General features: G+C 63.3%; 13 protein-coding genes and 2 pseudogenes. 9 read left to right on the forward strand and 6 right to left on the reverse strand.

Annotation, left to right across the window (positions count from 1 at the left end):
• Nucleotides 1-629, reverse strand: a pseudogene (locus tag E5W70_RS24865) (citrate/2-methylcitrate synthase); the annotation flags it as partial.
• A 91-nt stretch (nt 630-720) separates the two neighbouring features.
• Between E5W70_RS24865 and E5W70_RS24870 the strand changes: the two are divergent.
• The 6 genes from E5W70_RS24870 to E5W70_RS24895 all read left to right on the forward strand — a co-directional run bounded on the left by E5W70_RS24870 (nt 721) and on the right by E5W70_RS24895 (nt 8,979).
• Nucleotides 721-1,809 (forward strand): citrate synthase/methylcitrate synthase, encoded by a 1,089-nt coding sequence (locus E5W70_RS24870; protein WP_292663461.1) that lies wholly within the window; start codon nt 721-723, stop codon nt 1,807-1,809.
• Between the two features lie 199 nt (nt 1,810-2,008).
• Nucleotides 2,009-2,791: a 3-hydroxybutyrate dehydrogenase gene (locus E5W70_RS24875; RefSeq protein WP_292663462.1), complete on the forward strand. Its 783-nt coding sequence runs from the start codon at nt 2,009-2,011 to the stop codon at nt 2,789-2,791.
• Between the two features lie 26 nt (nt 2,792-2,817).
• Nucleotides 2,818-3,948: a patatin-like phospholipase family protein gene (locus E5W70_RS24880; RefSeq protein WP_292663484.1), complete on the forward strand. Its 1,131-nt coding sequence runs from the start codon at nt 2,818-2,820 to the stop codon at nt 3,946-3,948.
• Between the two features lie 379 nt (nt 3,949-4,327).
• Nucleotides 4,328-5,554, forward strand: coding sequence for an efflux RND transporter periplasmic adaptor subunit (locus tag E5W70_RS24885; protein ID WP_292663465.1), 1,227 nt, complete (start codon nt 4,328-4,330; stop codon nt 5,552-5,554).
• Between the two features lie 2 nt (nt 5,555-5,556).
• Nucleotides 5,557-8,727 carry an efflux RND transporter permease subunit gene (locus E5W70_RS24890; protein WP_292663467.1) on the forward strand — a complete coding sequence of 1,057 codons (3,171 nt, stop codon included), beginning with the start codon at nt 5,557-5,559 and terminating at the stop codon, nt 8,725-8,727.
• 93 nt (nt 8,728-8,820) lie between these two features.
• Nucleotides 8,821-8,979 carry a DUF3309 family protein gene (locus E5W70_RS24895; protein ID WP_023678456.1) on the forward strand — a complete coding sequence of 53 codons (159 nt, stop codon included), beginning with the start codon at nt 8,821-8,823 and terminating at the stop codon, nt 8,977-8,979.
• 66 nt (nt 8,980-9,045) lie between these two features.
• Here E5W70_RS24895 and E5W70_RS24900 read toward each other — a convergent pair whose 3' ends face one another.
• Nucleotides 9,046-10,005 (reverse strand): SDR family oxidoreductase, encoded by a 960-nt coding sequence (locus E5W70_RS24900; protein ID WP_292663470.1) that lies wholly within the window; start codon nt 10,003-10,005, stop codon nt 9,046-9,048.
• Between the two features lie 94 nt (nt 10,006-10,099).
• Here E5W70_RS24900 and E5W70_RS24905 point away from each other — a divergent pair, with 94 nt between their 5' ends.
• Nucleotides 10,100-11,011 carry a LysR family transcriptional regulator gene (locus E5W70_RS24905; RefSeq protein WP_292663472.1) on the forward strand — a complete coding sequence of 304 codons (912 nt, stop codon included), beginning with the start codon at nt 10,100-10,102 and terminating at the stop codon, nt 11,009-11,011.
• Here E5W70_RS24905 and E5W70_RS24910 read toward each other — a convergent pair.
• The 4 genes and pseudogenes from E5W70_RS24910 to E5W70_RS24925 form a co-directional block, all read right to left on the reverse strand.
• Nucleotides 10,969-12,150, reverse strand: coding sequence for an MFS transporter (locus tag E5W70_RS24910; RefSeq protein WP_292663474.1), 1,182 nt, complete (start codon nt 12,148-12,150; stop codon nt 10,969-10,971). The genes E5W70_RS24905 and E5W70_RS24910 overlap by 43 nt on opposite strands.
• Before the next feature lie 169 nt (nt 12,151-12,319).
• Nucleotides 12,320-12,782 (reverse strand): annotated as a pseudogene (locus tag E5W70_RS24915) (cupin domain-containing protein).
• 11 nt (nt 12,783-12,793) lie between these two features.
• Nucleotides 12,794-13,102: a DUF1244 domain-containing protein gene (locus tag E5W70_RS24920; RefSeq protein WP_292663476.1), complete on the reverse strand. Its 309-nt coding sequence runs from the start codon at nt 13,100-13,102 to the stop codon at nt 12,794-12,796.
• Nucleotides 13,103-13,129: 27 nt separating this feature from the next.
• Nucleotides 13,130-13,927: an N-formylglutamate amidohydrolase gene (locus E5W70_RS24925; protein ID WP_292663478.1), complete on the reverse strand. Its 798-nt coding sequence runs from the start codon at nt 13,925-13,927 to the stop codon at nt 13,130-13,132.
• Nucleotides 13,928-14,170: 243 nt separating this feature from the next.
• Between E5W70_RS24925 and E5W70_RS24930 the strand changes: the two genes are divergently transcribed.
• Both E5W70_RS24930 and E5W70_RS24935 read left to right on the forward strand, forming a co-directional pair.
• On the forward strand, nt 14,171-14,659 hold the full coding sequence (locus E5W70_RS24930; protein ID WP_292663481.1) for a DUF1036 domain-containing protein: 489 nt from the start codon (nt 14,171-14,173) through the stop codon (nt 14,657-14,659).
• On the forward strand, nt 14,656-14,799 hold a 144-nt coding region (locus E5W70_RS24935; protein WP_292663486.1), incomplete at its 3' end, for a pyruvate kinase. The genes E5W70_RS24930 and E5W70_RS24935, both read left to right, overlap by 4 nt.

The following is a 14,799-nucleotide window of genomic DNA, read 5'->3' on the forward strand; positions in this document are numbered from 1 at the left end:
TCGGCCAACAGTACCAGCGAGCGGCGGATCAAGTCTGCGCCGGCCGCATCGAGCGACCAGCCCTGCGCCAGCCTTTCATGCACGGCACCGGTTCCGCGAACCGCGCCGAGCGCCTGGGCCAAAGCGGCGATGGCGCCGGCCGCATCGTGGTTGAGCGAAGCCGATCGGCGGCCGAGCGAAGGCCGGCCGTTGGCCGCCAACGCGGCCAATTCCGCGAAGGCCGCCGGCCGGCCAGTTGCGCCGTTGCCATGGCGGCTCGCCGACACGAACGACACTGGTGCGTCGGATGCCCAAAGCAGGTTTGCCGTCTGCTCCAGCGTGGCAGTCTCGCAGAGTGCAACCGCATCTTGGCCGCGATAGACGAGGCGGCCGTGCAAAACGGTCGAGATCGTGGTGGCGATTGCCGGCTCACCCCAGGCGATTGCACTTTCGGCGATAGCCTGGGGATTTCGGCCGCGCGCCCGCCGGCTCTCCAGCGCCGCGATGTCGTCGGCGCGATACTGACTGCGGCGTGGGTCGGCCCGATCCGGCCGCATGCCGATGCGTCCGCGGCTGACATAGGCATAGAGCGTCTGGGCGCGCACCTTGAGACGCTCCAGGGCTTCGTCCCGCGTCAGCCACTCCGTCATGTCAGCCTTGTCATGTTGATTCCGTTGATCAAGATTGATGGCCCGTCGCCAACCCTTATCTACCGCCCGGAAAGGGTCAAGGAGAAACCCAATGGCGAATGGGCTCGATGATGTGGTGGCGGCGGAAACGGTGCTCTCCGATGTTGACGGTCTTGGTGGCCGCCTGACCATCCGGGGCCATTCGTTGCCCGACCTGGCAGGCCGCTGGAAATACGCCGAGGTGGTTCATCTGCTGTTCGACGGCTTTTTCGACGATCTTCCCGACGACAAGGAACTGGCGAACGCGATCGGTCGGGCGCGCAGCGAAGTGTTCGAGCGGATCGAACCCTTGCTGCCGTTTCTCGCATCCCTCGATATCTACAGCGCGATGCGCGCCGGCATTGCCCTGCTGCCGGACGGCGACAAATTGCCGGACGCGCTGCGGCTGGTTGCGGCACCTGCCGTGCTGACCCCGGCCTTGCTGCGCTTGCAGCGCGGCGAAAGCCCGATTGCGCCCGATAGCAAGGCCGATCATGCCGCCGACATGCTGCGGATGCTGACCGGCATTGTGGCCTCGCCTAAATTGGCGAAGGCGCTCGATACCTATCTGGTGACGGTTTGCGACCATGGCCTCAACGCATCGACCTTCGCCACGCGCGTGGTCGCCTCGACGCAGGCCGGGCTTACTTCGGTGGTGCTGGCCGGGCTCGGAGCGCTCAAGGGGCCGCTGCATGGCGGCGCGCCAGGTCCGGTGATCGAGATGCTGGATGCGATCGAGGCGCATGGCGACGCCGCCGGCTGGCTGCGTGACGAGATCGCGCGCGGCCGCCGCATCATGGGCTTCGGGCATCGCATCTACCGCGTGCGCGATCCGCGTGCCGATGTGCTGAAAGTGGTGGTGCGGCAGCTTGGCGCCAAGGGCGAAACCGGCCACCGGCTGGCGTTTGCCGAAAGCGTGGAGCAAGCGGCGCTCGAAGTGCTTCGCATCGCCAAGCCGTCGCGCTCGCTCCAGACCAATGTCGAGTTCTTCACAGCGCTCCTGCTGGAAGCGGCGGGCTTTCCGAAAGAGGCGTTCACCAATGTCTTTGCTGCCGGGCGCGTCGCCGGCTGGATCGCCCATGCGCGCGAGCAGCAGACGAGTGGACGGCTGATCCGGCCGCAGTCGCGCTATATCGGGCCGGTGCCGGACCTCGTCGCCTAAGGATTTCTCCCCGAATGCTTACGGAAACCGGCCCGCTACAGCCGGTGCCGGACACTCTCTCGTCGAGATGAGGGAGGTCCTCATGACAAAAATTTCATGTCATTGCTCCACACATCCGCTGTTCTTGGGTGACAGAGAGCCTATATGCTGCAGTGCAGCATGGTTCCACGGGAGCCCGCCTCGAAAGGAATAAGCCGCCTTGACCGCTAGAAAAACCGCCATCGTCACCGGTTCAACCTCGGGCATCGGCCTGGCCATTGCCCACGCACTCGCGGCCGAAGGCTGCAACGTCGTCGTCAATTCCTTGTCCGACACCGCCGACGACCACGCCATCGCCGACACGATCGCGAAGCACCACAAGGTGAAGACCGCCTACGTCAAGGCCGACATGTCGAAGCCGGCCGAGTGCCGGGCTTTGGTGGCGAAGGCAGCCGAGACATTCGGCTCGGTCGACATCCTGGTCAACAATGCCGGCATCCAGCATGTCGCGCCGGTTGAAAGCTTCCCGATCGAGAAGTGGGATGCGATCATCGCTATCAACCTGTCATCGGCCTTCCATACGATCGCAGCCGCCATCCCGTTGATGAAACAGGCCGGTGGCGGCCGGATCGTCAACGTCGCCTCGGCCCACGGCCTGGTCGCGTCGCCATTCAAGTCGGCCTATGTCTCGGCCAAGCATGGCATTATGGGCCTGACCAAAACAGTTGCCCTGGAGCTGGCGCGCGACAAGATCACCTGCAATGCCATTTGTCCCGGCTATGTGCTGACGCCGCTGGTCGAGGCGCAGATCCCCGACCAGATGAAGGCCAACAAGATGGACCGCGAGACGGTGGTCCGCGAGGTCATGCTCGAAAAGCAGCCGACCAAGGAGTTCGTCACCGTCGAGCAGGTTGCGGCGGCCGCGGTGTTCCTATGCTCGGATGCGGCGGCGCAGATCAACGGCACGCACATCTCTGTCGACGGCGGCTGGACCGCTCAGTGAGCCTTCCAGCGATCAAGGGCCACGCCATGCCGAAAAGCGGCAAGTCGGAAGAGCCAAAGAAGATCAACATCGCGCTGCAAGGCGGCGGTTCGCACGGGGCGTTTTCCTGGGGCGTGCTCGATCGGCTGCTCGAGGACGGGCGCCTCGATATAACGGCGGTTTCGGGCACCAGCGCTGGCGCCATGAATGCCGTGGCGCTGGCCGACGGTTTCATCCGCGGCGGGGTCGAGGGCGCGCGGCGCAAGCTAGATGATTTCTGGCGTGCGGTGGCGGCAAAGGGCCGCTTCAGCCCGGTGCAGCGCATGCCTTGGGACGTCGCCTGGGGCAATTGGTCGATCGAGAACACGCCCGGCTATTTCCTGTTCGATACGATGTCTCGGGTATTTTCGCCCTATGTCGCCAATCCGCTCGCCATCAATCCGCTGCGCGACGTGGTCGAACGTGAGGTCGATTTCGACAATGTGCGCGCCTGCAAGTCGATGGAACTGTTCATTTCCGCGACCAATGTCGAGACCGGCCAGTTGCGGGTCTTCTCGGACGGCGAGATCGACCTCGACACGGTGATGGCGTCGGCCTGCCTGCCGCAATTGTTCCGTGCCGTCGAGATCAAGGGCGTGCCCTATTGGGATGGCGGCTATGGCGGCAACCCGGCACTGTTCCCGTTCTTCAAGACCGCGGCCACCGAGGACGTGCTCTTGGTGCAGATCAATCCGGTGGTCCGCGAGGGGACGCCGAAGAGCGCCAATGAGATCCAGAACCGCATCGACGAGATCACCTTCAATGCCGGGCTGTTGCGCGAATTCCGCTCGATCGCCTTCGTCAAGGAACTGATCGCCGCCGGCCGATTGCCGCACGGCGAATATCGCGACATCCGCATGCACCGCATCGATGCCGACGCAGCATTCAAGGATCTGTCGGCATCGTCCAAAGTCAATGCCGAATGGGCGTTCCTTGCCTATCTGCGCGACCTCGGCCGCACCGCAGCCAGTGACTGGCTGGAAGAAAATTACGACGCCGTCGGCAAGCGGCCGACGATCGATCTGTCCGGCGAGCTTGACGACGGCTTGAAGCCGGTGCGCGGGCCGGCGCCGGGCCGGCGGGTCAAGGAGTTTCTTGCGGCGCGCAAGCAGCCCGAGGCCGCCCGCCGTCCGGCCTAGAACGATTTACCGTTTCACCGAAACCCCGAACCGCTCTATCTTTTTTGACGCAATTCCGGACGGAAAACCGTTTCACACTTTTCCTGGAATTGTTCTGGCTCCTCCGCAAAGCAGATGACATCGCAATCTGTCCAATCATCCTGACACTTGCTGCCATACCGCTGTTTTGGCGATCAACAGCCGATGCTGCAGCCGCATCTTTGCGGACAAAGCAACAATCCATCAACTTTTCTGACTATATTGCGATGCAACTTTGAGGTAGAAGCGCGCTTCGCCGATCACGGCAATTTGAATACGGCCTCGCGCGCACCCATATCGGCGACGCGCCCCAGGTAGAAGACGCGGCCTGGCCGAACCCCGCGCACTGGAAAAAATGACGATGCCGAAATTCAGGTTTCACAAGCTTGCAGCCATTGTTGTGCTCATCGGGTTCGCCGGCTGGATGGCGACAGGCGAATTCTCGTCCGTCGGCAGCGCGTCCGCGGACAACAAGCCCAAGGCAGGAGAGGTCGAGCAGCCCAAGGCCGCCGACTCAGGCAAGCCCCAAACTGGCGAACAGGGGGCTGCCAAGCCCCAGTCCGACAAGGCAGGGACTGCCGAGGCAGAACAGCCCAAGGCGCCGTTGCGCACGGTCGCGGTTATAACCCCGCCGCGGCGCACCTATGCACGTGCTATCCGCATTTCCGGACTGACAGAAGCCGACAAGCGCGCCGTCCTGGCGACACGCGTCGCCGGCGTCATCGACAAGCTGCCGGTCAAGCAGGGTCAGCACGTCAAGACCGGCGACCTCATCCTGATGCTTGCCGCCGAGGAAAAAATCTCGGCGGTCGACAATGCCAAACAGCTTGTCGTGCAACGTGAGGCCGAGCTGGCCGCGGCCCTGCGGTTGATGAAAACCGGCAATCTGCCGACGCTGCAGCTCGATACGGCCCGCTCCAACCTGTCGCTGGCCAAGTCGCAACTGGACGCCGCGCAAGCTGAGCTCGACCGCAATGAGGTGAAGGCGCCCTTCGACGGCGTTATCGACCGGGTGCCGGTGGAGCTTGGCAGTTCGGTGATGCAGGGCGGCGAGGTGGCGACCATTCTCAGCCTCGATCCGGTGATTGCACGCGGCGAGGTCAGCGAACGCGATCTCGGCTATTTGAAGATCGGCGACAAGGCAAATGTGCGTCTGGTCAGCGGCCAGAATGTCGAAGGCATCGTGCGCTACATCAGCCGGGATGCGTCTTCGGCAACCCGTACCTTCCGGGTCGAAGTCGCCATCTCCAACGCCGATGGTTCCGTACCGGCCGGCATGACGGCCGAAATCGCGCTCAGCGCCCAGCCGACCGACGCCGTCATGCTGCCGCGCTCCGTAGTGACGCTCGGCGACAAGGGCGACCTCGGCATTCGCGCCGTCGACAAGGACGACAAGGTCGTGTTCTTCCCGATCGACCTGGTCGACGACACGCCGACCGGCCTGGTGCTCGGCGGCATTCCGGCCGACGCCCGCATCATCGTCGCTGGCCAGGAGCTGGTGAAGGAAGGCGAAGTGGTCAAGCCGGTCGAGGCCGACCAGGCGACCATTCAAAAGCTGTTGGGCGAAGCGACGACCGGGACGCAGTAATCATGGACATCGTCAAACTTGCAATCAGCAATGCCCGGCTGACCATTGCGGTCCTGGTCTTTCTCGTCGTTGCCGGTGCGGTCGCCTACCAGTCGACGCCAAAGGAAGCGGAACCGGACGTTCCGATTCCGATGATGTATGTCAGCCTGATCTACCAGGGCATCTCGCCGGAAGACTCCGAGCGCCTCCTGCTGCGGCCGATGGAAGCCAAGCTGAAGAGCCTGAAGGGGCTCAAGGAGATGCGCTCGGCCGCCTTCCAGGGCGGCGGTTATGTGCTGGTCGAATTCCAGCCACAGACGGATCTCGCCACCGCGCTGCAGGACACGCGCAGCAAGGTGCAGGACGGCAAGGCCGACCTGCCGCAAGCGGCTGAGGAGCCCGTGGTCTCAGAGGTCAACATCTCCGAATTCCCCGTCCTGGTCGTGACGCTGTCAGGCGAGGTGCCCGAGCGCGTGCTGACGGCGGCGGCGCGCGAGCTGCGCGACCGCATCGAGGAAGTGCCTGGCGTGCTCGAGGGCTCGCTGCAGGGCGCGCGCGACGACCTCGTCGAAGTTGTCATCGATCCGATGAAGCTGTCTTCCTACGGGCTACAGCTCGACCAGTTGATCGGTGCGGTCGGCGCTTCCAACAGTCTTGTCGCGGCCGGCAACATCGAAGGGTCCGAGGGTAAATACGCGGTCAAAGTGCCCTCGCTTATCGAGACGCCAGAGGATGTGGCGGCGCTTCCGGTCGTCGCCGGCCCCAATGCTGTGGTGCAGGCCAAGGATATCGCCACCATCCGCTCAACCTTCAAGGACGCCGAGACGGTTACCCGCCTCGACGGCAAGCCGGCGATTGCCATCGAGGTGAAGAAGCGCATCGGCTCCAACCTGATCGATACGATTGGCAAGGTCAGGGAGGTGTCCGACGCCTTCATCAAGACAATGCCGGAGGGCATGCACGTCACCTACACGCAAGACAAGTCCGTCTTCGTGAACCAGTTGCTCGGCGATTTGCAGAACCACGTGATGATCGCCGTGATCCTGGTGTTCATCGTTATCCTCTATGCACTGTCTGGCCGTGCCTCGCTGCTGATCGGATTGGCCATTCCCTCATCCTTCCTGATCGGCATCCTGTTGCTGGCGATGATGGGCTACACGATCAACATGATCGTGCTGTTCAGTCTCATCCTGGCGGTCGGCATGCTGGTCGACGACGCCATCATCGTCACCGAATTCGCCGAGCGACGCATGAGCGAGGGCATGCCGAAGCAAGAGGCGTTCGCGCTTGCCGCCAAGCGCATGGCCGGCCCGGTCATCGCGGCGACGATGACGCGCATTGCCGCCTTCTCGCCGCTGTTGTTCTGGCCGGGCATTATCGGCGACTTCATGAAATACATGCCGATCACGCTGATCGTGACGCTCTCGGCCTCGATGCTTTATGCGCTGGTCTTCGCACCGACGCTGGGCGCCATATTCGCCAAGGCGCCAGCACATCACCCCGACGACAATCGCGACGGCTGGTACATGGCCGTGGTCAAGCAGGCGGTGCATTATCCCATCACCGTGCTTGTCCTCACTGTGGCGCTGTTGTTCGGCGTCGGCTACGCCTATTCGAAATTCGGCGCCGGCGTCGAATTCTTCCCGAATGTCGAGCCTGACTACGGCCTGCTCTATGTCCACGCCCGCGGCAATCTTTCGCTTGCCGAAATGGACGCGGCCACCAAGACCGCGGAAAATCGGCTGCTCGGCTGGCCGGGCGTGAAGTCTGTCTATACCCGTGTCGGCAAGACGCAAGGCGGCGGCCAGGACGTTCCGGAAGACGTGGTCGGCGTGATCCAGTACGAATTCGTCGACTGGCGTGAGCGTAAATCGGCGAACTCAATCCTCGACGAACTGCGCGGCGTGATGGCCGGCATTCCCGGTGTCGACGTCGAGGTTCGCGTGCCGGAAGCCGGCCCGCCTACCGGCAAGCCGATCCAGATCAGGCTTTCGGCTGTCGATCCGAAGGGCCTTGACGACAAGGCCCGCGCCGTTGCCGCGCGCATTGCCAAGGTGCCCGGCGTCATCGATATTTCCGACGGTCTGGCACCGCCCGGCGTCGACTGGGCGCTTGAAGTCGATCGCGCCAAGGCGGCGCAGTACGGCATCAGCCCAACCGCGGTCGGGACGGTCGTGCAATTGGTGACCAACGGGCTGAAGCTCAGCGAGTACCGGCCCGCCGGCGCCGATGATGCGGTCGACATCAGACTGCGCCTGCCTGAGGATCGGCGCACGCTGTCGACGCTCGACGAACTCAGGGTGCAGACCGCGCAAGGCTCGGTGCCGATTTCGAACTTCGTCGTGCGCAAGCCGGAGCCGACGGTCGGCATCCTCAACCGCATCGACGGCGCGCGAACGGTGGTCGTCCAGGCCAACGTCGCTGCTGGCGCCCAGGTGGCTGCCGTCCAGCAGGAGGTCACCAAAGCTGTCGCAGACATGAACCTCGGCAGCGGCATTCGCTGGAAGCTTGCCGGTTCGAACGAGGACAGCGCGGAGGCCGGTGCCTTCCTCAGCAAAGCCTTCGGCGCGGCGATCTTCCTGATCTTCATCGTGCTTCTGGCGCAGTTCAACAAGTTCACCAGCGTCTGGCTGGTGCTGTCCTGCGTGGTCATGGCGACGATCGGCGTGTTCCTCGGGCTGCTGCTGACGGGAGAGGCATTCGGCATCGTCATGTCGGGCATCGGTGTCATAGCGCTGGCCGGCGTGGTGGTGAACAACAACATCGTGCTGATCGACACCTATGACCGGTTGCGCGAAGAGGGCTGGGACAAATACGAAGCCGTTCTGCAGACCTGCCGCGAACGCGCCCGCCCGGTGGTGCTGACGGCGGTGTCGGCGATCCTCGGCGTGCTGCCGATCGCTTTCGGCCTCGGCCTCGAAATCTTCCATCACGAGACGACGATCAACGCGCCGTCGACGCAATGGTGGATTTCGCTGTCCTCGGCGATCGTCTTTGGGCTGTCCTTCGCCACCGTGCTGACGCTGGTGGTGACGCCGTCGATGCTGATGGTATTCACTCGCGCCAAGGTCAAACCCGGTGCGCGTCGGGGCTGGTTCAGCCGCCTGTTCGGGCGTGGCAAGCGCGAGGTCAAGGGCCTGGAGGCCGATCTGGGCACCGAACCGGCGATCGCCTTCCCGAAGGCCGCCGAATAGATCGACGTCCCCAATCAAGCAAAGGCCGCCCGGGAACAATGGGCGGCCTTCTGCATTGTTCCGTCATTGCAACCTCAAAGCGAGGATTTTCTGATGACGATCAGCACCATTCTCATCATTATTCTTATTCTTATTCTGATCGGCGCGGTTCCGGCATGGCCGCATTCGCGGTCCTGGGGTTACGGACCATCCGGCATCGTCGGCGTCATTCTGATCGTTGTCCTTGTGCTGCTGTTGATGGGCCGGATCTGACCGCAATCATTGGTCGTGACAAGCGGCGGATGACCATCTGGCCATCCGCCTTTTTTTGGTTTGTTGTTAGGCAACTTTTTGCGTCGTCTTGAGCGTGGCGATGCCGATATCCTCGAGCGCTTCCAACACTGCATTTTCCAGCGGCGTGTGCGGGATCGCGCCGATAATGCCTTCCAGCCTGCCTGAAGCCAGCCGGTGCGGCTCGAAGCGGAGATAGGACATCGAAACGATCTCGCGCCACATCGCCACAAACGGGCTGCCGGCACGCAGCGCCCACCACGGCATCGAGGTCAGTTTCAACGTGCGTCCGAGCGACTTCTCCGCGGCCGCCTTGATCTCCAGGTCGGTAACCGCATGGCCAGGAAAGTTCAGCGCCTCGTAGGAGCCGAGCTTGTCGAGATTGTCAGCCAGTCCGACGAAGGCCTTGGCCAGGTCGGGCAGATAGGCCCATTCATGCACGAGATCGACCGGCCCTGGGGCGGTATAGACGCCCTTGGTCATCTTGGCGGCAACAACCAGATCGAACCACGATCCGCTGCCGGTGCCACCGAAGAAATCACCGGCGCGTAGCAGGATCGTGCGCACCCGACCCGCGTCGGCCTCGCGGCGAAACAGATCTTCCATGGCGACGCGGATGCGGCCCTTTTCCGTCGTAGGCCGAAACGGCGTGTCTTCGGTGATCACCGCCGGCATCGGCGAGCCGTAATTGTAGACGGTGCCCGGGAAGAGATGCAGCGCGCCATTCGCCCGGCAGGCAGCCATCACATTCTCGGCCATCGGCAGGCATTTGCTCCAGTCGGTGTAGAGTGGGTTGAGGCCGTTGAAAATGATATCAATGCCGTCGGTGGCGCGGATCAGCGCATCGCGGTCGAGCGCGTCGCCGGCGATCGCCGTGGCGCCTTTGAGCTCCGACGGCACCTTGCCGCTGCGGGTGACGGCGCGAACGTCGTAGCCGGCATCGAGGAAGGCCTTGGCCACCGTGCGGCCGAGCCGGCCATTGGCGCCGAGAATTGCGATCTTGGTCATTGTTCGTCTCCGTGTTTGCGCTACGACCGCAATGTGATCTCCCCGCAAACGAATGAAAATTGACTAAAGCTGGCGGTCTGATATTCAATTTTGAATGGATATCGACTGGAACCTGATCAAGAGTTTCGTCACCGTGGCGGAGACCGGCAGCCTGTCGGCGGCCGCGCGAAAACTGGCCGCGAGCCAGCCGACGCTTGGCCGCCACATCGCCGAGCTGGAACAGGCGCTCGGCGTCACGCTCTTCCGGCGCGGGCGGCGCGGCTACGCGCTCACGGAAGCGGGCAGCACGCTCTTTGAACGGGGCCGCGCGGTGAGCGAGCAGGCGAGCGCGTTTTCGCTGCTGGCGCTGGGATCGGTCGAGGCGATCGAGGGCACGGTGCGCATTGCCGCCAGCGAGGTGGTGGCGGCCTATGTGCTGCCGGAAATGACAACGAGGCTTGGGACCGAGGAGCCCGGCATCGAGGTCGAGATCGTCGCCTCGAACCAGGTCGAGAATCTGCTGCGTCGCGATGCCGATATCGCCATTCGCATGGTCAAGCCGGCGCAGAATGAACTGGTCGCGCGCAAGGTGACCGACATTCCGCTCCGCGCCTGCGCGGCAAAATCCTATCTCGACCGGCGTGGCCGCCCGCGCGAGGCCCGCGATCTTGCCGGCCACGATCTGGTCGGCTTCGACCGCAGCGATGAGATCATTCGCGGCTTTGCCCAGTTCGGCGTCCCGCTCGCCCGCAATGCCTTCCGCTTCAGGACCGATAATCAGATCGTGCTGTGGGAAGCGGTGCGGGCGGGAAACGGCATCGGCTTTGGCCAGGAGCCGCTCGCCGACCGTGATCCGCTGGTCGAGACAGTGCTGCCGGGTCTCCCGCTGCCGACGCTGCCGGTGTGGCTGGCCATGCACCGCGACGTGCGTACCAGCGTCCGCATCCGCCGCGTGGCGGATTTCCTGTACGAAGAGTTCAAGCGCTATTCAGCCGGTGCAGGCTCGGCAGCAAATTCGGCGCGGTGAGCGAGCCCAGCCATCACCAGCACGACGATCAGTAGCCCAGAGAGAGCGACGAAGATCGGGCCGAAGCTCGAGTGTTCGGCGATGAAGCCGATCGCCGACGGCGCCACCAGAATGCCTGAGTAGCCCATTGTGGTGACGACGCTCATGCCGGTGCCGGACGCCATGCCCTCCTGGTTGCCGCCGGCCGAAAAGATGATCGGCACCATGTTGGCAATGCCGAGGCCGCAAAAGGCAAAGGCGGCAATGGCTAGCCAAGGCGAGGGAGCCAGCCCGGCCACCAGCATGCCGGCAGCAGCGGCAAGGGCCGAGGCGCGCAACGTCGTAACGGCACCGAAACGGTTGCGGACGCCATCGCCGAGAAAGCGCATGATGGCCATGACGCCGGAAAAGGCGGCATAGGCCAGGCCTGCGATGGCAAGATCGGCGCCGAGCTCCTGCCTGAGATAAAGCGCCGCCCAGTCGAGTACCGCACCTTCGGAGATCATCGTCAGCAGCGCCATCAGCCCGACCAAATAGACCAGCGGGTTTGCCGGCAGAGCAAATTTGTGGTGCTCGGCGACTGGGTGCTTGTCCTCGACGATCAGGTAGCGGATCGCTACGGCGATGACGGCAAAGGCAAGAGCGGTCACCACTGTCGCATGGGCGAGGTGACCGTAGTTCTGGATGGCGAAACCGCCCAAAGCGCCGCCAGCGAAACCGCCAAGGCTCCAGAAGCCATGCGAGGACGACATGATGGCGCGAGCCAGCCGCCGTTCGACTGCCACTGCATTGGCATTCATGGCGACGTCCATGCCGCCGATCGAACCGCCGAAGATGAACATGGCGACGGCCGCCAACGGCACGTTGGGGGCCAGAGCCACGACCAAAAGGCCGAAGCTGCCGGCAAGTCCGAACCAGCGCAGCACCGTGCGGGAGCCATGCTTCGAGATCAGATGGCCGCACCAGGTCATGGCAGTGACGGCGCCGGCGCCGAACAAAAGGATCAGCAGGCCGAGCGTGAACTTGCTGATGTCCAGCCGGGTCAGGAACACCGGGATCTGCGGCGCCCAGCTGCCGGTCAGGAAGCCATTGGCGAGGAAGATGCCGGCCACTGCCCAGCGTCCACGAATCGCGGTCTGCATGATTTTCTGCGCGTCCATCGGGTAGAATCCGGTCCGGAAATGGCTTTGCGCGGCAAATTAGATCGATTCAATTCACAGTCAAGCGCTCTTCGCCGAAAGTGCTTGGACCAGACGGCGCCATGATGTGCCGGTCGGCGCTACGTCCTCTCGCGTCGGCCAACCATCTCGGCGGTCCACTCCGAAATCCCTACGGCTCGGGATAAGGCGCGCCATCCTTGTGCACAAACCGGCCGTCGGCGTTGGTGCTCATCATGTCAATGTCGGAGCAGGTGGTTACATCGGCGGGCCAGCGCGAACCGACTTCGAGATAGATCGCCATCGCGCCCGATTTGTTGATCATGTGATGGCCGTTGCCTGAGCCTTTCGGAAAGGCCGCGCAATCGCCGGCGCGCAGCACCCGTCTCGCCGGCATCTTCGATGAGCGTCAGCTCGCCTCCAAACACGTAGACGAATTCGTCTTCGTGCGAATGCCAGTGGCGCTGGCTCGACCAGTTGCCCGGCGGCAGGCGCATGAGATTGATGCCGAAGTCGGTGAGCCCGCCGGCGTTGCCTAGCCGCTGCCGCACGCGTTCGGCACAGGGTGCATCGAACGGCGGTGGATAGGATGAGCCCTTGCGTCCGGGCACGTCGGCAACGTTAATCTTAGGCACGGCGTCCTCCCCTAATGATCCCTGGGGCGTCTTGCCTCGAACTCGGCCTTCTTGGCGTCGGAGGCTTCGACCTGGTTCAGTGCCTGCCACTCGGCATAGGGCATGCCGTAGATGATCTCGCGCGACTGTTCCTTGCTCAGTTCGACACCCTCGGCTTGCGCCGCGTCGCGGTACCAGTTGGACAGGCAGTTGCGGCAGAAGCCGGCGAGGTTCATCAGGTCGATGTTCTGTACGTCGGAACGCTCGCGCAGATGCGCGACCAGCCGGCGGAAGGCAGCGGCTTCGAAATCGCGCTTTTGTTCGTCGCTGAGTTCGGTCATGTCCTGTTGGCCTCCCTTGGGCCTCCATCATACCGGCCCGGTGCGCGAGCCGAATATTTTCACCGCATGTATATCGGCACGTCGATCTATCGCGTCAACGATCGGCGCCAGCCGTTCGGCCCAGGCGAGGGCACCCTTGCGGTCGGCGATCAGATCCTGGCGGATCTCGAGCAGCGCATGGGCAAAGCCGTTGACGATGGCGTGCCTGAACATGGTATCGCCGCGCAGTGCGCCGTCATAGGGTTCGTTGTCGCCGACGATGAGGCTCTTGTCCTCGGCGAGCATGTCGATCAGCGGCCGCGCCACGCGGTCGTCGAGATCCCACAATATGCCGACATGCCACGGCCGCACGAAGCCCTGCATGGTCGGCGTGAAGGAATGCACCGAAAAGATGAAGGGTGCCTGCGCGGATGCTTGCGCCACTGAGGCGATCATGGCGCCAACAGCATCATGGTAGGGGCGGTAAAAGCGGTCCAGCCGTCTTTCGCGCTCCTCCGGCGCCATGGGATAATTTCCCGGGATGACGGTGCCGTCATAGAGCTGGCGAATCAGCGTTGGATCGTCTTCGCCGCGATTGGGGTCGATCAGCAGTCGCGAAAAATTGGCAAGCACCGCCGGAACGCCGAGCAGACTTGCGAGTTCGCGGGTTACAGTCTCGACGCCGATGTCGTAGGCGATGTGGCGGTCGAACTCCGCCGCCGGCAGGCCGAGGCTGCCATACTCGTCCGGCAGGTCGCGGCGGGCGTGATCGGCCAGAAGTACCATGCCGCGCTTGCGGTCGCCTTCGACGATGTCGAAAGGCGCGAAAACTGTGGATCGGGTCATTGGCGGGAAAGGTCTGTTCGCTGGCTTCCGGGGAGGGTGGTATGTCATTCCATGAAGAGAACGCTCGCGCAATGCCGTTGTTTGGCCACGGTTTCTGCCAAAAAACTGAGCAGGAGCGACCGCAAGCGCGCCAGAGCCTTCTAAATCGATTGGAATTGGACAGATCGGCGCGTTGACATGCGTACGGACTTTTCCGAAAAGGGGCGTTGAGAGATGCAAATGTGGTTCTTGAGGGGTTTTGGGATGGGTTTCGCCGGCAGGCTGCTTGTGCGCCATGCCTTGGCCATGCCGCTCCTGATACCGGCCATGGGCCTTTTTGCGGTGATTTCGGCCTCGCCGGCACGGGCCGATTTCCGGGTCTGCAACGCCACGCAGAACCTGGTCGGCGTCGGCATCGGCTATCGCGCCAAGGCCGGCTGGATCACTGAAGGCTGGTGGCACATCGAAGGATCGAGCTGCAAGACGCTGATCGAGGGACCCTTGTCATCAAGGTTTTACTATCTTTATGCAGAAGACGCCGAGCGCGGCGGACGCTGGGATGGCCCGATCAACATGTGCGTGGCCGAAAAAGAGTTCAAGATCGCCGGCGTCACCGATTGCGTCGCACGGGGCTTTCAGCGCGCCGGATTCCAGGAATATGACACGGGCGAGCAGGCAAGCTGGATGGTCCAGCTGACTGACGAGCCCGCAACGGATGGCGCTCCAGCCGCCCCGGGAACAAACAGTCAATGAGACGCAGCCGCAAGGTCAAGATCCTCGCCACCATCGGTCCGGCCTCCTCGTCCGAGGAGATGCTGAAGAAGCTGTTCGAAGCCGGCGCCGACGTGTTCCGCATCAATATGAGCCACACCGATCATGAATTGATGCGGACG

This window comes from Mesorhizobium sp. (assembly GCF_005063415.1).
Classification (GTDB): Bacteria; Pseudomonadota; Alphaproteobacteria; order Rhizobiales; family Rhizobiaceae; genus Mesorhizobium.